Annotated in this window: 19 protein-coding genes; 17 read left to right on the top strand and 2 right to left on the bottom strand. The window is 40.3% G+C overall.

The annotated features are described in order from the left end of the window. Positions 1-10 precede the first annotated feature (10 nt). From ciss_RS01160 to ciss_RS01125, 8 genes are all read left to right on the top strand, one after another. Positions 11-514: a metallophosphoesterase gene (locus tag ciss_RS01160; protein ID WP_075864495.1), complete on the top strand. Its 504-nt coding sequence runs from the start codon at positions 11-13 to the stop codon at positions 512-514. Between the two features lie 210 nt (positions 515-724). Next, positions 725-1,615 (top strand): acetamidase/formamidase family protein, encoded by an 891-nt coding sequence (locus tag ciss_RS01155; RefSeq protein WP_075864494.1) that lies wholly within the window; start codon positions 725-727, stop codon positions 1,613-1,615. A gap of 12 nt (positions 1,616-1,627) precedes the next feature. Continuing rightward, complete coding sequence (locus ciss_RS01150; protein WP_235837216.1) at positions 1,628-1,840, top strand: hypothetical protein; 213 nt, start codon at positions 1,628-1,630, stop codon at positions 1,838-1,840. A gap of 332 nt (positions 1,841-2,172) precedes the next feature. Continuing rightward, positions 2,173-5,415, top strand: a complete 3,243-nt coding sequence (locus ciss_RS01145; RefSeq protein WP_075864493.1) for a PD-(D/E)XK nuclease family protein — start codon at positions 2,173-2,175, stop codon at positions 5,413-5,415. After that, positions 5,396-8,899, top strand: coding sequence for a helicase-exonuclease AddAB subunit AddA (gene addA, locus ciss_RS01140; RefSeq protein WP_075864492.1), 3,504 nt, complete (start codon positions 5,396-5,398; stop codon positions 8,897-8,899). Before ciss_RS01145 ends, addA begins: the two co-directional genes overlap by 20 nt. 60 nt (positions 8,900-8,959) lie before the next feature. Further along, positions 8,960-9,658, top strand: a complete 699-nt coding sequence (locus ciss_RS01135) for an ABC transporter ATP-binding protein (RefSeq protein ID WP_075864491.1) — start codon at positions 8,960-8,962, stop codon at positions 9,656-9,658. After that, a complete protein-coding gene (locus ciss_RS01130) occupies positions 9,658-11,856 on the top strand; it encodes an ABC transporter permease (RefSeq protein ID WP_075864490.1) in 2,199 nt (732 codons plus the stop codon). Before ciss_RS01135 ends, ciss_RS01130 begins: the two co-directional genes overlap by 1 nt. 95 nt (positions 11,857-11,951) lie before the next feature. Beyond that, on the top strand, positions 11,952-12,275 hold the full coding sequence (locus ciss_RS01125; RefSeq protein ID WP_075864489.1) for a hypothetical protein: 324 nt from the start codon (positions 11,952-11,954) through the stop codon (positions 12,273-12,275). 26 nt (positions 12,276-12,301) lie between these two features. Here the strand turns inward: ciss_RS01125 and hepT are convergent, their stop codons facing one another. Next, positions 12,302-12,739, bottom strand: a complete 438-nt coding sequence (gene hepT / locus ciss_RS01120) for a type VII toxin-antitoxin system HepT family RNase toxin (RefSeq protein ID WP_075864488.1) — start codon at positions 12,737-12,739, stop codon at positions 12,302-12,304. Then, the gene (gene mntA, locus ciss_RS01115) at positions 12,726-13,157 is read right to left on the bottom strand and encodes a type VII toxin-antitoxin system MntA family adenylyltransferase antitoxin (RefSeq protein WP_075864487.1); all 432 of its coding nucleotides are present in this window, start codon (positions 13,155-13,157) and stop codon (positions 12,726-12,728) included. Before mntA ends, hepT begins: the two co-directional genes overlap by 14 nt. Before the next feature lie 141 nt (positions 13,158-13,298). Here mntA and ciss_RS01110 point away from each other — a divergent pair, with 141 nt between their 5' ends. The 9 genes from ciss_RS01110 (at position 13,299) to ciss_RS01075 (ending at position 23,771) form a co-directional block, all read left to right on the top strand. Beyond that, positions 13,299-15,173 carry a hypothetical protein gene (locus ciss_RS01110; RefSeq protein WP_075864486.1) on the top strand — a complete coding sequence of 625 codons (1,875 nt, stop codon included), beginning with the start codon at positions 13,299-13,301 and terminating at the stop codon, positions 15,171-15,173. Between the two features lie 103 nt (positions 15,174-15,276). After that, on the top strand, positions 15,277-16,347 hold the full coding sequence (locus tag ciss_RS01105; protein ID WP_075864485.1) for a phosphodiester glycosidase family protein: 1,071 nt from the start codon (positions 15,277-15,279) through the stop codon (positions 16,345-16,347). Between the two features lie 452 nt (positions 16,348-16,799). Continuing rightward, the gene (locus ciss_RS01100; protein ID WP_075864484.1) at positions 16,800-17,120 is read left to right on the top strand and encodes a hypothetical protein; all 321 of its coding nucleotides are present in this window, start codon (positions 16,800-16,802) and stop codon (positions 17,118-17,120) included. 39 nt (positions 17,121-17,159) lie between these two features. Further along, positions 17,160-17,345 (top strand): NAD-dependent epimerase/dehydratase family protein, encoded by a 186-nt coding sequence (locus tag ciss_RS13765; RefSeq protein WP_143298447.1) that lies wholly within the window; start codon positions 17,160-17,162, stop codon positions 17,343-17,345. A gap of 761 nt (positions 17,346-18,106) precedes the next feature. Beyond that, on the top strand, positions 18,107-18,649 hold the full coding sequence (gene cas4 / locus ciss_RS01095) for a CRISPR-associated protein Cas4 (protein ID WP_143298446.1): 543 nt from the start codon (positions 18,107-18,109) through the stop codon (positions 18,647-18,649). A gap of 14 nt (positions 18,650-18,663) precedes the next feature. Further along, complete coding sequence (cas8a1, locus tag ciss_RS01090) at positions 18,664-19,989, top strand: type I-B CRISPR-associated protein Cas8b1/Cst1 (protein ID WP_077177379.1); 1,326 nt, start codon at positions 18,664-18,666, stop codon at positions 19,987-19,989. Next, positions 19,986-20,981 carry a type I-B CRISPR-associated protein Cas7/Cst2/DevR gene (cas7i, locus tag ciss_RS01085; RefSeq protein WP_075864482.1) on the top strand — a complete coding sequence of 332 codons (996 nt, stop codon included), beginning with the start codon at positions 19,986-19,988 and terminating at the stop codon, positions 20,979-20,981. The genes cas8a1 and cas7i overlap by 4 nt, the downstream gene beginning before the upstream one ends. 2 nt (positions 20,982-20,983) lie before the next feature. Continuing rightward, on the top strand, positions 20,984-21,625 hold the full coding sequence (gene cas5b / locus ciss_RS01080; RefSeq protein WP_075864481.1) for a type I-B CRISPR-associated protein Cas5b: 642 nt from the start codon (positions 20,984-20,986) through the stop codon (positions 21,623-21,625). After that, on the top strand, positions 21,603-23,771 hold the full coding sequence (locus tag ciss_RS01075) for a CRISPR-associated helicase/endonuclease Cas3 (protein ID WP_075864480.1): 2,169 nt from the start codon (positions 21,603-21,605) through the stop codon (positions 23,769-23,771). Before cas5b ends, ciss_RS01075 begins: the two co-directional genes overlap by 23 nt. Positions 23,772-23,777: the final 6 nt, after the last annotated feature.

The raw sequence follows: 23,777 nt of genomic DNA, 5'->3' as shown, positions 1-23,777 counted from the left end.
GGGGTTTTGTATGTTAATTGGTCTCGTGTCCGACAGCCACGATAATTTAGCCAACGTCCAAAAAGCAGTGGCCTATTTTAAAGAAAAGGGGATTACCACCGTAATCCACGCCGGCGACTGGGTGGCACCTTTTGCGGCCATAGCCCTGAAAAAAGGAATTGGCCGGGAAGGGCGGCTTATTACCGTTTTTGGTAACAACGAAGGGGAGCATTATTACTTCCGGGAAGTGGTGGATAAGCTGGGGATTGAGTACTACCATGAAGCGGGTGAAGTGGAAATTGCCGGGCGAAAAATTGCTGTTTATCACGGAACGAGTGATGTCTTAACCCGGGCACTGGTGGAATGCGGTAAATACGATTTGGTGGTAACCGGCCACACCCACCAGGCTCACATTACGCCAAAGGGCAAAACTTTGCATGTAAATCCCGGGGAACTGGCGGGAGTCTTAACCGGTAAAGCCACCCTAGCGGTAGTGGATTTGGAAAGTATGCAGGCGGAGCTTGTGTCACTGTAGGGACGGTTCTGAGAACCACCATTTTTAATAATTTATGGATAGTCCCCATCTTTACTACTTTAAGTTGATATTTATTCCAAAATTTATTTATTAATTAAAAATACATTATGTTATTAAGTAAACAGCATAAAATGCTACATAATATTACAAAATTCTATATAATATAATAAGATTTTCATGAAAAATTTTCTAAAAAAGGGAGGAAAACAAATGTTTATAAAAAATGATCAAGTTATTTACAGCTTTAAACCTGAAAACAAACCAGTAGCAGAAGTGGAAAATGGTAGTATCATTACCTTTCAAACATGTGACTGTTTTGCTAACCAAATTATAAGTAGTGAGCAATCAATTGATAGCCTGGACTGGAACAGGGTTAATCCTGCAACTGGGCCAGTTTTTATCCGGGGAGCCGAACCGGGGGATAGTTTAAAAGTCAGTATTTTAAAGATTAAATTGGCAAATTCAGGAGTAATGGCAGCTATCCCAGGTTTTGGGGTTTTAGGTAAAAGGGTTGAGAAGGCATCGATTAAAATAATACCTATTAACGAAAATGTAGCCTACTTTAATGATTTGCTATTGACTGTAAAGCCGATGATTGGCGTGATTGGGGTAGCACCAAAGGAAGGCGAATTTCCTTGTGGAACTCCTGGTAAGCATGGAGGGAATCTTGATACAAACTTAGTTTGTGAAGGGAATGAAATTATCTTACCGGTAAATGTACCAGGAGCCCTACTGGCCTTAGGTGATATCCATGCCCGCATGGGAGACGGTGAAGTTTGGGTAACAGGAATTGAAACTGCTGCTGAGGTTACTGTTAAAGTTGAGGTACTCAAAAACTTTAAAGTCTCTGAGCCTGTAATTATTAATGATGATATAGTTGCCTTTTTAGCTTCAGCGGATACTTTAGATGAAGCAGTTGAAAAAGCTACCCAGTATGGAGTAGATGTCCTTACCGATTTAGGATTGGATTTGAATGAAGCCGGGATGCTTTTAAGTGCGGTTGGGGATTTACAAATTTCTCAGGTGGTAGATCCATTAAAAACCGCAAGGCTTGTAATGCCACGGTGGATATTAACCAAATATGGACTGAAAATAGAATAGGATGGAGGTATAGTGAAGATCCAAGAATTAGAAAAATTTGGATATAAACAAGAGTTGAAAAGAGCACTAACGTTAAAAGACCTTATTATTTACGGCCTAATTTTTATGGTACCTATTGCTCTCTGGGGGATTTACGGGGTAGTTGCAGATATTTCCAATGACATGTTGCCTTTAGCCTACCTTATTGGTATGGTAGCAATGGTTTTTACTGAACCCTTACTTTAAGAAGTAGTAAATTAAGCTTTATAAAAAGAGGGTGCTTATTGGCTTTTGTTGTACAGTTAGACAAGTCAGCAAATAATGAATATCAAAATGCTGAAGCCAAATTTGGCTTTACTTTACTGGCTACCCAAAAAACTAAATAAAAAAAATGCAAAACATATAATTCTGTAGGGCGTTTATAAAACTTCCTGCAAAAGCAGGAAAATAGGTTATCATAGCGAAATACAAAAAGGGGACGGAAGAAATTCCGCATCCCCTTTAATTTTTTATAATTTTAGGGGAAGACCTTTCATTAAAAAATGGTGGTTTACAGAACCGTCCCTGGAGGGAGCATTATGCTTACGATGGTGAGGGGGCCGGTGGGGTCCGGAAAAAGCCGGTACTGCCGGGAAGAAATTGTGAAAAATTTAAAAGAAGCACCGCTGGGACCTATGGTGCTGTATATAGTGCCGGAGAGTGCTACCTTTGAAAACGAATATCTTTTAAATACCCGGGACGATATACCCGGGAGTTTTCGCCTGCAGGTGGTAAGTTTTAATCGACTTGCTTTAAATGTTGTACGGGAGTTTAAAGCTCGCCTTAAGAACTCTTCAGAATTTGTTTACCAGATTACTTTAAAAAAGATTTTACAGGAAAATAAGGAAAAACTGCAGATTTTACGAAAAGCAGCGGATAATCCCGGGTTTATTGAAGACCTTTTAAAGTTATTTAAAGAGTTTCGGCGTTACCGGGTAAAACCGGAGAATTTAGAAAAAACGTCTTCTAAAATAGAGGATTGGATGCTGCAGCAAAAATTAAAAGATGTTTACCTGTTATACAAGTTATACTTAGAAAAATTTGGGGAAGAGTATACCAGCGAGGGACTTCTGGAAAAGTTTTTGGAATATGCCCCTAAGAGCAAGTTTTTAGCGGGGGCAAAAGTGTTTATTGACGGTTTTTATACTTTTACTCCCTTAGAGTTAGAAGTTATTAAAACCCTTTTAAAAACCTGCACCGAAGTTACCGTAACTTTGCCTCTGGAATACGATACGGGGGTATTTAAAAGGCTTTATACCGAGGCTTTAAATTTAGGTGTAAAAATAAAAGAAATAAATCTTGAAAAAATTGAGCGCTATCAAGCTGCAGAACTTCTTCACCTGGCCCAGAATTATTACCCGCTTCCCCCCAATCCTTACTCCGGGTCTTCAGAAAATTTAAGTTTAATTGTTGCTGCCAACCCCTTAGAAGAAATGGAAAAAGCGGCCCGGATAATCCGCTATCTTGTCAAATTTAAGAGGTATAAACTTTCCGATATCCTGGTATTAATACCGGAGGATGGTTACTATATTTCCAATATCAAAACTGTTTTTAACGAATACGGTTTGCCGGTATATGTGGATAAAGGCCTTGCTTTTGACCACCACGGACTTTATTTACTGTTAAAAGGAGTGCTCGGGGAGTTTAACCGGGAAGCGGCTATCGATTGTCTAAAATCCGGCCTATTAAATTTAACCGCCGAGGAAGTTTTTTCTCTGGAAAATTACCTTTTAAGCCGGGGATTAGATGGTGAAAAATTAGTTTCCAAAGAGGCCTGGAAGGACACCAATTCATTATACTGGGAAAGCTGGGAGAAAGGTTTTGGGGAAATCATTTCTTTTTCTAAAAAACTACCTTTAATTAACACTTACCGGGAGTTCAGCCAGAGTTTAAAACAGCTCTTATTAAAAATTGGTGTTTCCCGGAGAATTTCCGATGAAAATGGCGAGCGGTTCTGGCAGGCTTTGATGAATTTACTAACCGAGATAGAAGAAGTTTTTGGCGATGAAAGGTTAAATCCCACTACCTTTGCGGAAGAACTTTTAGCGTATCTGGCAAAACTTTCTTTAAAAACCATTCCCAAAGGCTTGGACCAGGTGCGGGCAGGGGGCAGCAAACATTACTGGACCGGTGAAGCCAGGGCAGTAATTATTTTGGGAGCAGTGGAAGGGAAATTTCCCTCACCGCCGGCAGCGGGACTAATTTTTACCGAGGAAGAACGGGCCAGGCTTAAAAAGGTGGGATTGGAACTTTCGCCGCTAATCCGCCAGCGGCTTAAAGAGGATAATTTTCACGTATTTTTAGCGCTGACCCGGGCCCGGGAAAGGGTTTATGTTTCTTATCCCCGGGTAAGTCTTACCGGTGAAAGTTTTACCCCGGCGCTTTTAGTAGACTGGCTAAAGAAAGCTTTTCCCAATTTAAAATCGGAGGAAGGATCTTACGGTAATGAAACCACCCCTCAGGCCTTAACAAGACTTCTTTCCAGAGAAATGGTAAAGGTTAAAAAGAACGGGGAGCTACCTTTTATTGCTCAAGGAGCTTTTAATGCTTTACTGCTAAGTAAGCCGGAGCTAATAACAAAAATAGCCCGGGCTTTTGCCACCGATCCTGGCAAAATAAAGTTAAGTGCCGGTTTTAAGGAATTTCTCCCTTCTAAAACCCTTTCGGTTTCGCGTTTGGAAACTTATTATAGCTGCCCATTAAAATATTTTTTAAAATACCTCATTAAAGCAGAAGAGCGAGAAATTTTTACTCCGGAAGCAACCGAAATTGGTGCTCTTCTTCACGGGGCAGTAGCGGAGATAATAAAAACGGTAAGGGAAAAAGGGCAGAAGCTTTCAACCCTTTTAGCAGAAGATTTAAAAACCTTAGTTTATCAAGCTTTTACCAAAGCCCGGCAAGAATACGGAGAAAAATTCCTGGCCACATACCGGGGAAGGTACTTTTTAAACCGTCTGTATCTTATGTTATTTAAAGCTATTGAAGCTCTTGCTTATTTCGAAGCCTTTACTAAATTTACTCCCTTTGGAGAAGAAATAGCTTTTGGGGAAAAGGAAAGGTTAAAATCCCCGGTTTTTGAGGTCAACGGAGAGAAATATACGTTAGCCGGGAAAATTGACCGGATAGATGTTTATGAGAACGATGGAAAAACCTATCTTAGAATAATTGATTATAAAACCGGCTCGATATCAATAAGCCTTGATGAAGTAGTGGGTGGGATTAACCTTCAGCTTTTAACTTATCTTTTAGTGGCCAGTGAAAATAAGGAACTTTTTGGAGAAAATTTGGTGCCTGCGGGAGCGTTTTATTTTCGCTTTCAAAACCCCATGTTAGATGAGAAGGCAGAGGGTCTCTCCATGGAGGAGTTAAAGGAAGAAGTTTATAAAAATTTTCGCCTGAGTGGTTATGCCTTAAAGGATGAGGAAAGTTTAAAACATTTAGATAGCTTTTATGCCCAGAACAACAAGTTTAAAACGGTAAATTTACGAACTTATAAAGACGGCAGGATTGATAATGCTTTAACCCCGGCGGAACTGGAAGCCCTATTTACCAAAATTAAAAGTCTTATTACCGAAGCTATTTTTAAAATTAGCGCCGGAGAATTTTCGGCAATACCCTATCAATTAAAAGATGCTACCGGCTGCAGGTATTGTTCTTATCTTGAAGTGTGCCGCTTGGAAGAACAGGAAAAACAATACCGGGTAATACCCAGGAAAAAAGATCCCGAAGTGTTGCTGGCGCTTTCAGGGGGAGGTATGGTGGATGAAAAACTGGACAGCTGAACAAATGCGGGCTATTAATTCCAGGGGTAATGCTCTGTTAGTATCGGCTGCTGCGGGAGCCGGGAAAACTTCGGTTTTGGTGGAGCGGGTATTATCCCGGGTATTGACGGATACACCTCCGGTAGACATAGACCGGCTTTTGGTGGTTACCTTTACCGAAGCGGCAGCGGGAGAGATGAAAGAGCGAATTGGGACGGAGCTTTTAAAACGTTTAAATGAAGATCCGGAAAACTTGCGAATTTTAGAACAGTTAGAACTGTTGCCGGTGGCCGATATTTCTACCCTCCATTCCTTTTGTCATAAAATTATCCGGAAATACGGACGGGTGTTTGGGTATGAAACCAAGTTTGCGATTTTAGATGGACCAGGGGAAACGTATCTAAAAAATAAAGTTTTAGACGAAATTTTGGAGGAGAGATACGAAAGAGGGGACCGGGAACTTTTTGCCCTGTTGGAATATTTAAACGATGAAAAAAATGACCGTAACTTAAAGGAGCTAATCCTTAACCTTTACCATTTCTCCCGGTCCAATCCCGAGCCTGAAAAGTGGCTTTTGGACTCATTAAATTTACTTAACGGGGACTGGGAAAGGTTTGAAGATACTTTCTGGTACCGGGAAATAAAAAGTAGTACCGAAATGTGGTTGGAGTATATCATCGAGCTTTTAGGACGGGCTAAAAGTGTAGCGGAAAAGTATGGTCAGGACAGGGCTTTTTCCCTCTTAGAAGAGGATATGGAAAAGGTGCGGGGACTGTATGCGAAACTAAATGAAGGATACGAGGCGGCAAAGCAATACCTAACCCAGGTGAAATTTGGAACCTTTTCCTGGGGAAGGGGAGCTGGGGGCAAGGACGAAGCAAAAGACTTACGGGATAAGGCAAAGGAGCAATTCGAAACCGTAAAAAAACGTTATTTTTCCTGGGAAGCAGGTAGTTTTCGGGAAGAGTTAAGAACTTTAACATCCTATCTTGACCCTTTGGTAAAATTAGTCCGGGAATTTTCCCGGAAATATCAAGAGGAAAAAAGGAAACTTGGCTTTGCGGACTTTTTCGATTTAGAGCACTGGGCTCTTGATATTTTAAAAAGTGGAGTTTTCCGGGAGCTCCGGGAAAAATACGCGGAAGTATTGGTAGATGAGTACCAGGATATAAATGGCCTTCAGGAAGAGATTTTAACTTATGTCTCCAGAGATGGACAAAATCTTTTCATGGTAGGTGATGTAAAGCAAAGCATTTACCGTTTTCGCTGGGCCCGGCCGGAGATTTTTCTAAAGAAATATGAAGATTTTACTGACGAAAAGAAAGTAGAGTTAAGCCAGAACTTCAGAAGCCGCGAGGAAATTATCGAAACTGTAAACTTTATTTTTAAGCAAATCATGAAAAAAAGGGTAGCGGAGCTTTCTTATGATGAAAAAGCTTTTCTTAAAAAGGGGGCAGACTATCTTCCCAATGCTAACTGTTTTGCGGAATTGCATTTAATTGAAGGAAAACCCGAAGAGGAAAATGACTCAAACGGTGAACCCGAGGAAGATCTAACTGCGGTCCACCGGGAAGCCCGGCTGGTAGCGGCAAAAATTTTAAAACTCAAAGAAGAAGGTTTTCAAGTTTTTGACCGCGAAACCAAAAAATTTCGGCCGTTGCAGTACCGGGATATTGTCATTCTTTCCCGTTCCCTCAGCAGCTCCACCAATATCTGGCAGGAAGAATTGACCAGGGCGGGGATACCTGTTTACGTTGAAGGAGCGGGTAACTTTTTAAATTCCAAGGAAATTTTGCTGATGACCAGCTTTTTAAAAGTAATCGATAACCCCTGCCAGGATATTCCTTTGGCGGCGGTGTTATGCTCACCCGTTGCCGGTTTAACCTATGAAGAACTCTGGCAGGTCCGGAAGGAATACCCCGAAGGCCTTCTCTATGATGCTCTTAAAAATAAATCTTCGGGAGGGGATGAGCTTTCGGTAAAAAGCTCAAAGTTTTTAGAACTTTTAGTTGAATTCCAGAAACTATCCCGGCAAATTAGTTTGGCAGAGCTCGTGAATGAAATATACCGTAAAACTAATTTACCGGAGATTTTTGGAGCTTATCCCGGCGGAGAAGTGCGGCAGGCGAACTTAAAATTGTTACATGACCTGGCCGCTGATTTTGCTGAAATTAACGGTGGTGGTATTTATAACTTTCTTACTTTTTTAAGCCAGGCGGCAGAATCCGAGGATTTTTCACCGGCCAAATTAATTGGCGAGGCGGATGATGTGGTCCGGGTAATGTCCGTTCATAAAAGCAAAGGGCTGGAGTTTCCGGTGGTGTTTGTGGTTGGCCTGGGGAAGCGATTTAAGTTTGATTACAGCAACACTGTTTTTCTCCACAGCGACCTTGGTTTCGGGCCTAAATTTTTTGACCCGGAGAAAAGAATCCGGCGCCATTCCATAGCTTCGCAAATCTTGAGTGAGCGAATGCGGCGGGAAACTTTAGCGGAAGAAATGCGGATTTTGTATGTTGCCCTGACCCGGGCCAGAGAAAAGCTTATCATGGTGGGTACGGTGAAAAACTTAGCAAAGAAAATAGCCGGCTGGCAAAGCCAGACCGAGGCTTTGAAAGATACTCTGTCCGATGGCCAGATTGCCAGAGCTGGAAACTTTTTGGACTGGATTGGGCCAGTAGTTTTTAGGGAGGGCAGCGATTTACCTGACTGTCTTAAAGTAGAAGTTCATCCTCAGCAGGAAAAAATTGAGGGAGAGCAATGGGAACTTCCAGAAATGCTAAGGGTTAAGCTCCTGACAAAAACACCTTTTACCGAAGAAACCGATTATACCGGGCAATTTAGAGCAGGCTTAGAGTTTAATTATCCCGGGTTAAAAATTTCTAAGTTTCCTGCGAAGATGAGCGTTTCCGATTTAAAAGAAGTTTTTAGCACCGATGACATTATTTTTTTGGAAGAGGAGGATGAAATATTTTTACCCGGAGCATACTTTGAAGACGGAGCTATATTAGGGATTGTTTACCACGAGTTTTTGCGGCGGATTGATTTTCGAGGTGATTTGTCCGCTGCTGGACTTAAAGCCCAGGGGGAAAGGCTGGTAGCGGAGGGGGTTCTGCCTCCCGAAAGCTTAGAAATGCTTGATTTTACGAAAATTACCCGGATTTTTGCCACACCCTTGGGCCAGAGAATCCTTAGAGCCCGGGAAATTTACCGGGAATTTCCCTTTACCCTGGGAATCAAGGCCGGTGAAATTTATCCGGAGGCTACCGGTTTTTCGGAAAAAATCCTGGTGCGAGGGATAATTGACCTTTTGGCTCTTGAAGAAGATGGGTTTTTTATCGTTGACTGGAAAACCGACCGGAGCACCGGAGATATTTTAAACGAGCGGCTAAAAGAGTACGCAGGTCAGCTTAACCTCTACGCCCGGGCGGTGGAGGAGATTACCGGCAAAAAGGTAAAAGAAAAGTATTTATATTTTATTAATTTAGAGAAGGAAGTTCGGGTGTAACTGTTCGGGTGTAATGTTGGCGTACTTCTGCGTGCCATTAGACGGAGAGGGGTGGGAGATGTGTTCATTAAAACCGAAGATTTAACCAAGGTTTACAAAACCGGGGCAGTGGAAATTCGGGCTTTAGATCGCGTAAGTTTAACTTTTGAAAAAGGAAAAATTTACGCTGTTTTAGGGCCGTCGGGTTCGGGAAAATCCACTTTATTTAACTTAATCGGCGGGATTGACCGGCCCGATGGGGGAAAGATATGGGTGGACGGTGAGGAAATCAGCTCTTATTCTCCGGAAAAACTTACCCGCTACCGGAGAGAGAAGGTAGGCTTTGTTTTTCAGTTCTACAACCTCATCAATACTCTAACCGTCTACGAAAATGTCCAGGCGGCGGCGGACCTTTCTGCTTCCCCAGCCGACATAAAAACGGTTTTAGAGCTGGTCGGTATGCTTGACCATAAAGACAAATACCCTTTAGAGCTGTCCGGGGGTGAAGCGCAAAGAGTAGCGATTGCCCGGGCGGTAATAAAAAGACCTCCCCTGATTCTCTGCGATGAGCCCACCGGAGCCCTGGACTACCAGAACGCCAAAAAAGTGTTAGAGCTTTTGGAAAAAGTCAATAAAGAAACCGGAGCTACGGTAATGATAATTACCCACAACCAGGCCATTGCCCGAATGTGTCAGGGGGTGGTGACCTTGAGAAGCGGCCAGGTGACGGGATTTAGCGAAAATCCTGCACCGATTGCCGCCCGGGAGGTCGAGTGGTAATGGTAATCGGGAAAATTCCTGGGAGGATAATTCGCAAAAATAAAGCCCAGTATGTGGGGACGATATTTTTAATTTTTATTGCTGTGGTGACTTACCTGTCTTTGCAGCTGTCCATGGAAAATATCACCGAAAACTACCATGATTTTAAAGAAAAATACTATCAGGAATCAGCTCATTTTTCTACCTTAAAGCCGGTGGATGTAAGTTATTTTGAGAAAAAGTATAATCTTTTAATCGAAGAACGTTTCCAAAAAGATGTGGAGTGGCAGGGGAAAACCCTGCGGGTTTTTAGTAAAAGCCAGAAGGTTAACCTGCCTTATTTATCCCGGGAAGAAGCGGGAGATGTGATTTATATTGATCCGTTATTTTTAAAGGCTAATGGGTTAAAAATAGGTGATACCATAACTTTTGGTGGAAAGAAATATAGAATTGCTGGAAGCTTGGCTCTGCCCGATTATATTTACATTATTAAAAACGATTCCGACCTTTTAAACGACCCCAACGAGTTTGGCATTGCGGTTTTGCCCGCAGAAGAAGTAAAAGCTTTAGGGCCGATGCCGTACCACTACTACATGGTGCGGGGTAAGATTACCGATGAGTTTGTCTCGGAACTTAGTGCCAATACTTCTCTCCTCTCGCTGCAGAAGATTACCGAAAACCCCCGGGTTTATTATGTGGACGCCAAACTCAAAGGGGCCAAAATCATGGCTACCCAGTTTCCAACCCTTCTTTTAGTCGTGGCTTCGGTTCTTCTCTTTACGGTTTTACGGCGGCAAATCGGTAACATGCAGCAGGAAATCGGAGCCCTTTTTGCCCTGGGTTATACCTCCGGGGAGGTGCTCCGGGCGCTTTTGGGCTTTCCCTTTTACCTCTGGTTGTTTGGGGCTGTTCTGGGGTGTGCTGCCGGGATAGGCCTGGCCATCCCTTTAGCCCAGTTTTATGCCGCGTATTTTAATATCCCCATAATAAGCTTTAAATTTCTACCTCAGGTAATAATTACCGGACTTTTGCTGCCGGCAGTGTTTATTTTCCCGGTGACTTACCTTGCCCTCAGGGGGATGATGAACCGTCCGGTCTTAGAGCTAATCAAAGGCCTGGAAAAAGGCCGCTTTAAAAAGCCCCTCCTGAAAATTGGCGAGGAGACCAATTTCCTTACCCGAATGGCTCTAAAACAGGGAGCGATCAATGCAGCGCGGGGGATAATTTTAGTCGTGGGAATTGCCTTTGCTACCTTTCTTTTAACTTACGGTCTGGCTGCAAAAGATTCGATCGGAAAGCTTATGACGGAAAGTTTTTCAGAAGTTTTCAAATTTCAGTACCAGTATTTAGTGACTTCCCCGCTGGATGAGCTTAGTGGTAGAGTCGAACTTTTTACAGTGGTTCCAGCAAAAATATCCGGCACCAAAATAAATACCCAAATTTACGGCATTAAGCCGGGTTCCAAGATGGTCGAAGTTAAAGATAAAGGCGGGATAGTCAAGCTTGGAGGGAACGGGATTGTGGTCTCCAAACCCTTAGCAGATAAGGCAGGCCTTGAGCCCGGGCAGCAGGTGACATTAGAAACAATAGATAAGAAAAAACTTACTTTAGACATCGTGGCCGTTGCAGATCTAAGTTTGGGCAATACCATTTTTATCTACCAAAACGATTTAAATAAGCTTTTAGGCCTCCCGCTTGATTATTATAATGGCATTTGGAGTAACGAAAAATTAAATATTCCCGAAGATAAGCTCATTGCTTTCTTTGATAAACAGTATCTAAATAAAGCCTTAGAAAACACCGCAAAGCCTTTAGAAATATCGGTGAGCATCATGGGCCTGGTGGCAGTATTATTTGTTCTGGCGGTAATCTTTGTTTTAACTTCACTGATTATCCAGGAGAACCGGCGCACTATAAGCTTGTTAAAAATTCTTGGCTGGAGTAATAAAGAAGTGAATTTTATGATTTTAGGCAGTAACGACCTTTTGTTTTTAGCCGGTTTTGTCCTGGGGATTCCGTTATTTTACAGGCTTTTCGATTACTTAATGGCTGCGGCTACCAAAGATATCGACTTTTCCTTTAACATGACCGTATCTGCTAAAACCTGGGGACTGGTGTTTGGGGTTCTTCTTTTGACCTGGCTTTTTGCCAAATTCTTAAACCAGCGGAAAATCGCCACCATTCCCCCTGGGGAAATCTTAAAAGAGCAGGTGGAATAAATGGTGGAAAGTCGTAAAACGACAGACTATCGGCACAGTTATACGTACGTTGTGTCGGCTCCCGCCGACAAAATTTTTCTTTAGGTGGTGGGAAGATGGACCTTTTTTCAAGCTTAATGCCGGCTATCTTTGGCTGGCCCCTGGTTTTAGTGGGGGCAGCGATGCTTTTGGCCGGGATGATTTTAAAGAAGATTGTTTATTTAATCTTAAGTCTGGTTTTTATGCTGCCTTTTTCGTTTTATTTTTTATACTGGGCAGAAGGGATAGCAAAGCTTTACGGCGGTGGGATCCTACTTTTCTTGCTGGGTGGTCTCGTTTTATTTAAACTGGGCCAAAAGATTCTCTCGACACTCTTTTTTCTGGGAGTATACGGAATTTTAGCTTATATAGCTTATTTGGTGTTAACCCAGCCTAAATAAATAACCCGGGGGAAACCCCGGGATTTTCATTCATTAATAAAAGTTAATATTTCATTAATGAAATTATTGAAATCAGAAATATTATTTTTAGCAATTTCCAAAATTTTTTCATCTTCGATACTTTGATAACCGTGGACAATTTTATTTCTAAAAGCTATCATTTTTAAATAAGTTAAAAGATTTTCCTCTTTTAGTACCCCGTTTTGAGCTAAGATGGTAAAAGCATCGCGTCCATCAACGGGTGCTTTATTGAAAGCTTTTGAACTTATATGAAAGGCTATATCGATCATTGCTTCAATGGATGTCTGCAATGAGTATTTTATACCTTTTATTTGCCATTTATCTTTTAATATTTCGGAAAAAGTTTTATTCTGCAAAAGTTCATTTAATGGAGTAACTTCTTCCTTGATATAAGCAATTTTTCTTAAAATTCTATCCCTATCGATATATTTATTTGCGGTCATTTTTGACAACCTCCAGAAGAGCCTGTTTGTAGTAATTGTACCACATGCGGTGACGCAAACTTACCTTTTCGATAAAATCCCCCAAAAGATCATTGTTTTTAACATATATAAGCTTACCACTTGTTAAGACATTCATGGCAAATATATAATCTTTAGTATTTAAAAGAGATATATCAAAGCTTCGCCCAACTAAACGAGTTAAATGTAGACCAATTTTTTCGGCTAAAGTCCAGCTTTCCAGATCTTCCACATCTATATCGGGAGATAAAAGTAAAGCAATATCAATATCACTATCCGGCCGGACCCGGTCAAGGGCTGAGCCAAATAGATAAGCTGCTTCAATTTGAGGGTAGGTTTTTAAAACCGGCAGGATTTTATCGAGTAAATCTTGAATATTTAATTTTATAAGTTCCGGCAATAAAACCATCTCCTTTTGCTTTGTTTTTATTCTAATGTTAAATTGCAAATTAAGTCAACAATCTTTAGTAAAAATTACCAGCAGGAAGGTTTGAAGGTTTTAGTTTTCCGGAGATAAAAATTAAAGAAGAGGATGGGTTCAATGACCAATCGTAACTTTGAAAAATTTATGGATCAGGGTATTTCTTCATTAAAAAAAGGTAATATTTTAGAAGCCCAGGGGTATTTTGAAAAAGCTCTTAAAGTAGATGACAATGTTTGGGTTCGCAATAACCTTGCTTATGTTTACTATGCAACTAAAAACTCTTTCAAGGCTTATAAAATTTTAGAACCACTTCTTAAAAATAAAAATAACATCTTTAAGTATACTCCAAATACTTTTACTTTTGCCCTGGCTTCCTTAATCCAGTCATCTATGGGTAATGAATTCTTAGCCCGCAGGCATTTACAGGAGGCTGAAAAAACCTTCGATCGGGAGTTAATAGTCTTTTATCCTCAGCCTGCTCCCCAGGCGGTATTGGAATATACCGCTTTGGTTTTGGAAGCTGCCGGCAGCCTCATGGACCACCGCAAAGTTTACGAGCTTTATAAAAAATGGCAGAACTGGCATGTTAAATGGGAAAGCCATTATCTGGGGGCGGCGGCTTGTTTTAATCTTGGGAAATATGGGGAAGCGGCGAAAATCTGGGAAAGTATTAAAGGGCATTCCGAGTTTTTTGCGGGGCTGGCGAAAGTATCCCGGTTGATAGAGAAAAAAGAAATTCCCCCATTTAAAATAGAGTATCAGTTAAGTATTCTGGCGGAAATGGAGGAAATGCTGAAAAAAGCCCAGGAAGATGTTGATTATTTAAAACAAATCCTGCAACTTGGGACGGTAAAGGCTTTCTTATTGTTAGTAATTATTGAAAGGTTAAACAAATATTTAGCGCAAAAAAGCATGGAAGATTTTGTCCGCTACGGCGGGGAGTGGGGTGAAGAGCTTGCTAAAACGGTTTTAAAATCCTCCCTTTATTCCATGGAAGTTAAAACTGCCGCGGCATTTGCCTTAAAAGAAAAAGGGGTGTTTGGCGAGGAGGACACGATTCCCATAGTTTTTAACAATCAAGAAATCCCAACCAAACTTCGGAGGACGGACATTATTTTAATCGACCGCGAAGACTTAAATGAAATAGTCTTTAAGGCGCTGAAACTGCGCAAGCATGGGAAATTGGAAGAAGGTCTTAAAATTCTTGAAGACCTTTGGGAAAAGGGAACTTTTTATCCTTTAGCCGCAATATATCTGGCTGAATTCTATCGCGATAAAAAAGAATACGATAAAGCTTTAAACTTTTTTGAGTATATTGAAAAATTTGTTCCCGATAATCCCCTGTTTCTTTATTTCTTTACGCTGCTTTTACTGGAAATTGGGGATGTGGCCCGGGCTAAAAGGTATTTACAAAAACTTAAAAGATTAAATGTGCAGAATCAGGAATTACAGGAAAAGATCAAACATTTAGAAATAGTTATTTATCTAAGAGAAGCCTTGTTTTCTAAAGGGGTTTTTCACTATGAAAAAGAACTGCGGAAAGAGATTGAAGAAAAGGCTATAACTTTAAATCCAACGATTTCCCGGGGCCTAAAAAATATGCCGGTCTACTGGATTGACTTTATTTCCCAGCATTATAACTTACCGCCTGCCCGCTATCGTAAAGACCGGGAACAGCAAATAGCTACTTTTCTGACAAGTCACCAAAATTTGCAAAGGGTAATAAATAACTTATCGGAAAAAGAAAAGGAACTTTTAAAATATCTTTTAAATAACGGAGGCTGGGGCAAACTTACGGCAGTTTCCCGGAAGTTTGGTTCGCCTAAAGATGATAGTTATTACTGGGCTAAAGAAGAGCCGACTTCCACCGTGGGCAAACTTTGGGCAAAAGCTCTGGTGTTTATCGGCAGAGCTACGGTTTCCGGACGGAAGGAAAAAGTTGCAGTTATCCCGGTGGAATTACGGGAGCCTTTGATACTAATGCTAAAATAAACGGTGTAGGGACAATTTGCCCACAGTAATAAAGAAAAGTGCTTGATTTTCAAGGTGTGCAGAATTTTAACTGACAAATTACGAACGGAGCTGGAGGTCTAAAATGGTGACAAGAAAAATAGCGGTTGTGGCAATTTTAATATTAAACATTGTTTTACTTTCCCAGTTAGCTTTAGGAGCGAATAGTTATCAGGTATTTGAAAAGAAACTTAAAATTGATAACAAAAATTTTACCGTTAAAGGTGTGATAGTCGATTTAAACACGAAAAAACTAAAAATGCAAACGGTATTGGCCAAAAACCAAATTGGTCAGGTTGAAAGCCTGGAGTCGATGGTTAAAAGAAAAAAAGGAGTTATTGGTATAAATGGCACCTTCTTTTCTGCTTATGATGTTTATAAAGAACCCTACGGAAATTTAATGATTGACGGTCGATTAATTAGAAAAGGTAATGGAGAACGCTGTTCGGTAGGTATTTTGCCTGGTAATGAAGTAATATTTGGATACGTAAAATGGGATATAAGTGTGATTTTTTCAACTTATGATGAAGAAGGGACGGAGCTACCGTATATTTACCCGGTCCATACTTTGAATCCGGTACGTATACCCGGCTGGCGGGGATATACATTGTTTACCCCGGAAGGAGGAAAAGAAGTTTTGTATTCTGATGGATATAATATTGTCGTTGAAAAGCAAAAGGTTATTAAAATTGTTTACGGTAAAACTTCTATTCCCCCACAAGGATTTGTCTTAAATACCGGCGATTTATGCCCTCCGGAGAATTTAGTAAACAGTAACGTAACTCTAAAGATAGAGCCGGAAAACCCCGAGAACGTTCTTTGGAGCAAAGCAAGTGCCATATTGGAAGCAGGACCTTATTTAGTGAAAGAAGGAAAAATAATTGCCGACCCGGTTAAAGAAAATTTTACCCATTATAAAATCAAAGATGGTTCCTTTGCCAGAAGCGGTATAGGTGTAACCAAAAATAAGAAACTTTTACTGGTAACAGTTAATAGTGCAACTATAAAAGAATGGGCCATAATAATGCAAAAACTGGGAGCTTATTATGCCATGAATCTTGATGGGGGAGCTTCCAGCGGCCTTTATGTAAACGGCAAGTACCTAACCAAACCCGGGAGGCTTTTGTCAAATGCCCTGGTGATTTCGTTGAATTAAGCCGAAGAAAAAATTATCCATAGGAAAAGATGGTGAAGGGATTTTGGAGCGAATAATAAGGGTAAAAGGATAAAAAGTCGTCGCTGCCCGTGTATTTTTGCAGTATCGGAGGACGACGATTTTGAGATTTCCGCACCCTGGAAGCCTTATTTTTTAAGGCTTCCATGATGGGGTTTGAACCATTGGAAACATATACAGCAAAATTATCGAAGTAAAAGCTAAGATAAGTTTTAATAGAACCATTGGGGGCTGGTGTTTGGCGTGTTTTTACTCACCTGACTTTTTGCCAAATTCTTAAACCAGCGCAAAATTGCGTCTATCCCTCCGGGGGAAATATTAAAAGAGCAGGTGGAGTAAATGGTGGTAAGTCGTAAAACGACTGACTACCGGCCACAGTTATACGTACGTTGTGTCGGCTCCTGCCGACAAAATTTTTTTTAAGTGGTGGGGAGATGGACATCTTTTCAAGCTTAATGGCGGCTATCTTTGGCTGGCCCCTGGTTTTAGTGGGGGCAGCGCTGCTTTTGGCCGGGATGATTTTAAAGAAGATTGTCTATTTAATCTTAAGCCTGGTTTTGATGCTGCCTTTTTCGTTTTATTTTTTATACTGGGCAGAAGGGATAGCAAAGCTTTACGGCGGTGGGATCCTACTTTTCTTGCTGGTTGGTCTCGTTTTATTTAAACTGGGCCAAAAGATTCTCTCGACACTGTTTTTTCTGGGAGTATACGGAACGGCAATAAAACCATCTCCTTTTGCTTTGTTTTTATTCTAATGTTAAATTGCAAATAAAGTCAACAACCTTTAGTTTACCATCATCATTACCGGTGCTACTGGTTTTATTTGTCAGGTATTGACCAAACCTTTTGTTACTGCCGGATATGAGGTTATGGCCCTTTCCCGGAATACGGATAAGGGTAGAAAAATTTGTGGCGAGATTCGCCTCGAAGATGTGGTTTGGGCTATCGTTTTTTATCCAAACTGTCAATTTTTATCTTGAAAACTGTCAGTAACATGGAAGGAATCTGCTGCTGCTTCTCACAGACCATAAAGATAAAAGGTTGTTGCATAAGGCCAAAGATACAATTTCTAAAATGCAACCTGTGCGTTTTAATAGAACCAGGGTGGAATGGAAACATATATTTTTTTCCAAGAATGTTATACGAACTGCCAAACGTTTTAAATAAAAACCAGTATAGGAGGGTAACTTAAAAAATTTTTTGGCGGCAGTTAAATCCTTATTTTTTCTTTAAGGATTGTAGAACTGTTTTGGTTTGATTTTCTTGACAGTAGCCCTATAAATCTGATTAAATTAAAAGTGTAGTTTAATCGAACCATTATGGGATGGAAATAGAGGAGGGTGATTATTTACCCTTATAGTTTTTTAATTGAACCAAAATTGGGGTTTTTTAGGTATTGACAAATTTTTATTTCTAATGTAAATATTTAGTTAAATAGGTTTCTTATTTTATTTTTTTGTTCTTAATATAACCAAGAGGTGGGTGCTTATTAAAGTAAAATGAGAACTAAAAAGTTTACCAAAGGTTCTTTTAATCGAAAAATAACTTTTAAAATTTTAAAAAATCCAAAAGACTCGAGGACCGTGATTGCTGGGGAAAAAGGTACTATTTTATTAGCGGGGTAATGCTTCGCTATTTTTTCCATCGGTATTTCTTAGGGCTTTTACGAAAAGAGTAAAATATTTTGGAAAAAAATTTTTTTTGGTTGACTAATTTTAATATTTTTCCTGGGTATATAAAAATGGCTGAAAAAACAATCTTTTTAAAAGGTGAAAATATGTTGGATGATATAAATGAGATTGAACTTGGGGGGCTTGAGGTAAATTACTACATAATTTGTCCACGAAAACTCTGGCTATATGCTCGCAATATCCGTCAGGAAAGGGCCCATGACCGGGTAGAGCTTGGTCGATTCATTCACGAAGAGTCCTATCGGCGTTTTAAGAAAGAATTGGAAATAGGTTCTGTAAAAATTGATCTTTTAGAAGACGGGGCGGTTTGTGAGGTGAAATTATCATCAAAAATGGAAGAAGCTCATTTATGGCAGCTGTACTACTACCTTTATTATTTAAAACGAAAAGGATTTTCCGCAGTTAAAGGTATCCTGTTATTTCCTAAAGAAAAGAAGCGAAAGGAAGTGATTTTAACCGAAGAAGTGGAAAAAAAGTTATCCCAAATAATTGCCGAAATAATTAAGTTAAAAAAGGAAATGTATCCACCGGAAAAAATCAGAAAATTAAGTCTTTGCAAAAAATGTGCTTATTTTGAATTTTGTTACGCCTGAAAGGAGGTGTGAGTGTGGGCTATTTTACCTTTACCGGTAATCCTTTTGTGGATGCAGGTTTACTGGCTGTCTTGGCATGGAATGATAAAAAATCGCCGGAAGCTCTAAAACTCGCTGACTTGGATGAAATTATCTCAATTACCGTAAAACTCTATAATAGCGAACGCTGGCGGAAAAATCTGTATTCGGTTTTTCCCAACAATCCTTTTACTAACCCATCGGTTAAAGAAAAAGAAAATAAGTATTTGGAATTTATGACCGATTTAAAACAAAATATTAAACCTCTCAATACCGGAAATGGCTGTGCGGGCTGTGGTGTTCGTGAACCCTATAAAAAATTTACCAAAACGGATGTACCTCTTACTGGTACCAGGGATTTGAGGAATCATTTTCCAGCGGCGGAGGCCGGAGAAAATTACTGTGCCTTATGTGCTATGCTTGTTCAGTTTATGCCCCTGGTTCTTTTTTCCTGCGGAGGGCGGTTTATGCTGGTGCATTCCGCCAGTGAGGAGTTAAATTATATCTATGTGCGCCAATGTATTAATGAAGTAAAACGCCAAATTGCCCTGGGGGATCTAGCAGGTATATATGATAAAGGATTTAAAAATCCCATAAATGCTGTATTTTTTCTCGCAGAAGAGATTGTGCGGGACCTTACAGACCTATTTGATGAACCGATAGCCGTTAGAATTTATAATTTTACCAATTACAACCAATCTCCCGACCTTTCCATCTACGACCTTCCTGCCCAGGTTTTCTATTTTATCGTTCGGGCCAAAAGAAAAGGCTTCTGGCGGGAATGGCAGGAATTAAAAGCCAAAGGCTATACCGGCAAGAGAGCCGAAAATGCTACCGAAGAGGAAAAGAAAAATTTAAACAACGAAGTCCTTAACAAACTTTTAAACGAGAAAAGCATTGTTTCCTACTTTGTCAATCCTCAGACTCGCACTATCACCGGCAATTTTGAATTTCTATCTCTATATTTAAAGGAGGTGAGAGGCTACATGGAAAAACGCATTGAAACAATTAAGCGCGTGGGGGACGAGCTTGCTAGGTATATCAAAGAAACAGATGATACAAGAAGACTTTTCCTTTTAGAAAAAGCCAATAGTTACGATGAATTTCGCAATCAATTAAGGATAATTTACAGGAAACGCTTTGAAAAAGGGGTTTCAACGCCATTATTTACCTTAGATGAATATATGGAAGACCTTTTTCCCGAAGGGCCGCAAAACTGGAAAGAAACCCGGGATCTACTGCTTTTTAGAATCTACGAAACTTTATCGGGATGGCTTACCGATAAACCTTTAGAATTTACTGAGGAGGAGGAAAAAGTATGAGAAAGCACTGCCTTGGATTTGTTTTAATTGATGCTCCTCATTCGGCCTTAAACAATGCCGGGAGCGATGTAGGAGCAAGAACGGAAAACACCATAGCGGTTAAAACCATTCGAAAAGGCCGGGATATTTATCCCTATGTATCGGCCCAAGCTTGGCGCTACTGGTGGCGGGATGTTTTAGCAGACAAATTTAACTGGCCAATGTCCCCGATTGCCCGTGAATCAAAAACGGCTTTTACCGAAAACAATCCCTTTAAGTATTATGACGATGATGTTTTTGGTTACATGCGGGCTGAGAAAAAGGATACATTCACACGGTTATCACCTCTTAAATGTTCCCCGTTGGTATCGGTAGTGCCCTTTAAGCCTGTAGATGATTTTGGGGTAATGGCCCGGCACGAAGGTGATCCTGTTCCCTATGAGCATCAGTTCTATTCCACGGTTTTAAAAGGTATTTTTGCCTTAGATTTAGATAGCGTTGGTCGCTTTACCACGGTAAATAAAACCGGCTTTAAAAATATTAGCCCCGAACTTTTGGAAAAGGCTAATGAATACAACGCTACGGTCATTAACGGGGAAGCGGTGTTGGTGGCCGAAGAGCGGGCTAAACGGGCGAAAGAAGTTTTATTAGCTTTAGCCTATCTTTTCGGGGGAGCCAAACAAACTCTGCATTTAACCGATGTATCACCGAAATTTGTAGCTCTCCTTATCTTAGACGGCGGCAACCACCTTTTAATGAACTTATCAGGCGAAAAAGACGGCAAGCCCATCATCAACCTTGATTATTTAGAAGAGGTGCTTTTAGATTATCAGGAAAGCATAATTTCTAATGTATATTTAGGCAAAGCTAACGGCTTTATGGATGAAGTGGATTTAACGGAGTTTAAAAACCGGATGGCGGCCAAAGGCTTTAACAGAATCGAGGTAGGAACTGTAAAACAAATGATCGAACGCTTTGCCGGGGAAGTGGAAAATTATTATCTGGGGAGATAGGCATGAAAGCCTTGAAAATTAGGATAAAGGGATTAACCGCTTCTTTTCGCTACCCTCTATTTATCAGCGGCTACCAACCTACCCTGACGGTACCGCCCCTTTCTACCGTATTAGGCTTAATTTCTGCAGCCGCAGGGGAAATTATCCGGCGAGTTGATTTTGGCCTTGGTTATAATTTTACCTATCAAGCCCGGGCGGTAGACCTGGAAACTGCTTATGAAATAGGCGAAAAACTTTCTTTCAAAACTAATGTTTGGCGGCGGGAATTTCTCTATGAACCGGAACTTACCTTATATCTTACGGATCTAAACATGCAGTCGATCTTTAAAAAACCTGTTTATCAGCTGCTTTTAGGGCGAAGCCAAGATTTAGCCTGGGTAGCGGGTATCGATGAAATCGAACTTGCTAAAGTAGACAAAACTATCTTGAAAGGCTGCTTGGTACCGGCTGGAGTCCAAGGAGCTGTTGGGCCGCTTGTTTCCCTGCCGGTAATCTTTGATGGTGGATATCCTCGCAAAAGGCTTAAAACCGAGAAGTTTATAATTATTGACCGGGAGTGTCAGGTAAGGGATGAAAAAAATCTTTATTTAGATCCTGCGGAGGGCTGTGGGGTGTTTTTATATGAGCCAGAATATTTTTGCTAAGCCAGATGAAAGTTTAAAAGAGCATACCGAAAAAGTGCTTAAAGTTTTTAAGAGTTTTAGGAAAATTTACCAAAATGCCCCGGCGTATGCCGGGGATCCCCTTTTTTTCCAAAAGCTTTTCTGGGCGGTGTTTCTTCATGATTTTGGTAAAGGAGCGACGGGGTTTCAAGAACAATTAAACCCCAAAGGAAAGCGCTGGGGCTATCGCCATGAACTGCTTTCTACCTACTTTGTAAATCTTCTGCCGTATAATGACAATGATTTAGAAGATATCCATTTGTGGATTGTTACCCATCATAAAGACCTAAGAGAGCTTCAGGAAAAATACTTCGATGAGGAAACTTATAATGACCGTCTAAAAGAAATTAAACCGGTAGAAAAGGAACTAATTACTTTTCTTGAAGAAGGTAAAAGGAAATTCCAGGAAATGTTTGGTGATGAATTTAACTTAAAAGACAATTTGGCAGATAATGAATTACTTTTTAAAACATTAAAAAAAATGATTAAGAATGTACGCATGGAGAAAAAATTAGAAGCTAAAGAAAAAATCCGTGGAATATTAGGACGTGGGTTTTTAATGGCTGCCGACCATCTGGCGTCGGCAGGAAAAGATTATATTGAAAATTTTCCCGCACCATCAAGGGTATATAAATTTCACAACCTATACTCTACCCAAAAGTTTTGTCGGGAATTTAAAGGAAGTTTAATGCTTACTGCCCCAACCGGATCCGGTAAAACCGAAGCTGCTTTATTTTGGGGTGAAGCCAACCAAAAGCCCGGGGAAGGCGACCGGGTATTTTATATTTTACCTTATACTGCCAGCATCAATGCCATGTATGATCGATTAAAAGAAAAATTTGGGGAAGAAAAAGTAGGCTTTCTGCACGGAAAAGCTCAGTATTATCTTTATAAAAAATTAGGGGAAGATGACTTAACGAGAATTCGCGACCTGAAAGATTTAAACCGGAAAATATTAAAACCTTTAAAAATTATGACACCTTTTCAGTTAATTAAAGCTTTTTTCGGGGTAAAAGGCTTTGAAATGAATTTAGCAGAGCTTTTAGAAGCAAAAGTAATTGTTGATGAAATTCATGCTTACGACCCCAGGACTACAGCATTACTTTTGACTTCTTTAAAATTCCTCCAGGACCACTTTAATGTACGCACCTTGGTAATGTCTGCAACAATCCCCACTTTTTTAAAAAATCTTATTCAGGAAAAGTTAGCAATATCGCAGGAAGTAACATTGACCTCTGATGAACTAAACCGATTTACCCGCCACAGAGTAGAAGTTTTACCTTACGATATCTTTAATTCTATGCAAAAGATTAAAGAGTACTTAAATAAAGGTAAAAAAGTCCTGGTGATTTTAAATACTGTAAAGCGCGCCCAGGAAGTGTATCAACTCTTTGCCGATATGCCTTTCCGGAAAAAATTACTGCACGGGCGGTTTATGCAGCGGCACCGGGAAGCTATTGAACGGGAACTATCGGACCTTGATTTACTGGTAGCCACCCAGGTGGTAGAGGTATCCCTCGATATAGATTATGACGTCCTGTTTACCGAGCCGGCACCTTTGGATGCTCTCCTGCAGCGTTTTGGTCGTGTAAATCGAAAGGGCCAAAAAGGAATTTCTAAAGTATATGTATTATCTACAGGAAGTTCGGAGGACCAATATATTTACTACCCTGACCTTGTAAATAAAAGCATTGAAGTATTAAAAGAAGTGGATATTCTTTATGAGGCAAAGATTCAGGAGATGATTGATAAAGTTTACGGTCAAGGATTTACAAAAAAACAAGAAGAATTATTTAAAGAAGTTGAAAAAAGCATGAAATCCCTACTTGATAGCCTATATCCTTACGTTGTCTTTGAAGAAAATGAAGATAGGTTCTACAAACTTTTCAATTCCGTAGAAGCGGTGCCCGAGCGGTATCTTGGGGAGTATCAGGAGTTAGTCGAGCAAGATAAATATTTTGAGGCAATGGGCTATTTAGTAAATATAAGCTTAAATCAATTTTTTAAGCTACAAAAACAGGGACATATTTATCGCAAGGATAATTTACTGGTGGTAGGCAGTCGCTACGATGATGAGCTGGGGTTAATCCTCGATGAACCGGAAAGCATCTTGGAAGGTTTTATTTAGGAGGAG

The organism is Carboxydothermus islandicus (assembly GCF_001950325.1).
GTDB lineage: Bacteria > Bacillota > Z-2901 > Carboxydothermales > Carboxydothermaceae > Carboxydothermus > Carboxydothermus islandicus.
This window is presented reverse-complemented; position numbering and strand designations above follow the sequence as displayed.

What these genes read in the sequence shown, in the direction of transcription:
- ciss_RS01110 (WP_075864486.1), top strand. Translation starts at nt 13,299, where the DNA reads ATGACCAATCGTAACTTTGAAAAATTTATGGATCAGGGTATTTCTTCA.
- ciss_RS01130 (WP_075864490.1), top strand. Translation starts at nt 9,658, where the DNA reads ATGGTAATCGGGAAAATTCCTGGGAGGATAATTCGCAAAAATAAAGCC.
- ciss_RS01105 (WP_075864485.1), top strand. Translation starts at nt 15,277, where the DNA reads ATGGTGACAAGAAAAATAGCGGTTGTGGCAATTTTAATATTAAACATT.
- cas7i (WP_075864482.1), top strand. Translation starts at nt 19,986, where the DNA reads ATGAGAAAGCACTGCCTTGGATTTGTTTTAATTGATGCTCCTCATTCG.
- ciss_RS01145 (WP_075864493.1), top strand. Translation starts at nt 2,173, where the DNA reads ATGCTTACGATGGTGAGGGGGCCGGTGGGGTCCGGAAAAAGCCGGTAC.
- cas5b (WP_075864481.1), top strand. Translation starts at nt 20,984, where the DNA reads ATGAAAGCCTTGAAAATTAGGATAAAGGGATTAACCGCTTCTTTTCGC.
- hepT (WP_075864488.1), bottom strand. Translation starts at nt 12,739, where the DNA reads ATGACCGCAAATAAATATATCGATAGGGATAGAATTTTAAGAAAAATT.
- addA (WP_075864492.1), top strand. Translation starts at nt 5,396, where the DNA reads ATGAAAAACTGGACAGCTGAACAAATGCGGGCTATTAATTCCAGGGGT.
- ciss_RS01125 (WP_075864489.1), top strand. Translation starts at nt 11,952, where the DNA reads ATGGACCTTTTTTCAAGCTTAATGCCGGCTATCTTTGGCTGGCCCCTG.
- ciss_RS01100 (WP_075864484.1), top strand. Translation starts at nt 16,800, where the DNA reads ATGGACATCTTTTCAAGCTTAATGGCGGCTATCTTTGGCTGGCCCCTG.
- cas4 (WP_143298446.1), top strand. Translation starts at nt 18,107, where the DNA reads ATGGCTGAAAAAACAATCTTTTTAAAAGGTGAAAATATGTTGGATGAT.
- ciss_RS01155 (WP_075864494.1), top strand. Translation starts at nt 725, where the DNA reads ATGTTTATAAAAAATGATCAAGTTATTTACAGCTTTAAACCTGAAAAC.
- ciss_RS01075 (WP_075864480.1), top strand. Translation starts at nt 21,603, where the DNA reads ATGAGCCAGAATATTTTTGCTAAGCCAGATGAAAGTTTAAAAGAGCAT.
- ciss_RS01160 (WP_075864495.1), top strand. Translation starts at nt 11, where the DNA reads ATGTTAATTGGTCTCGTGTCCGACAGCCACGATAATTTAGCCAACGTC.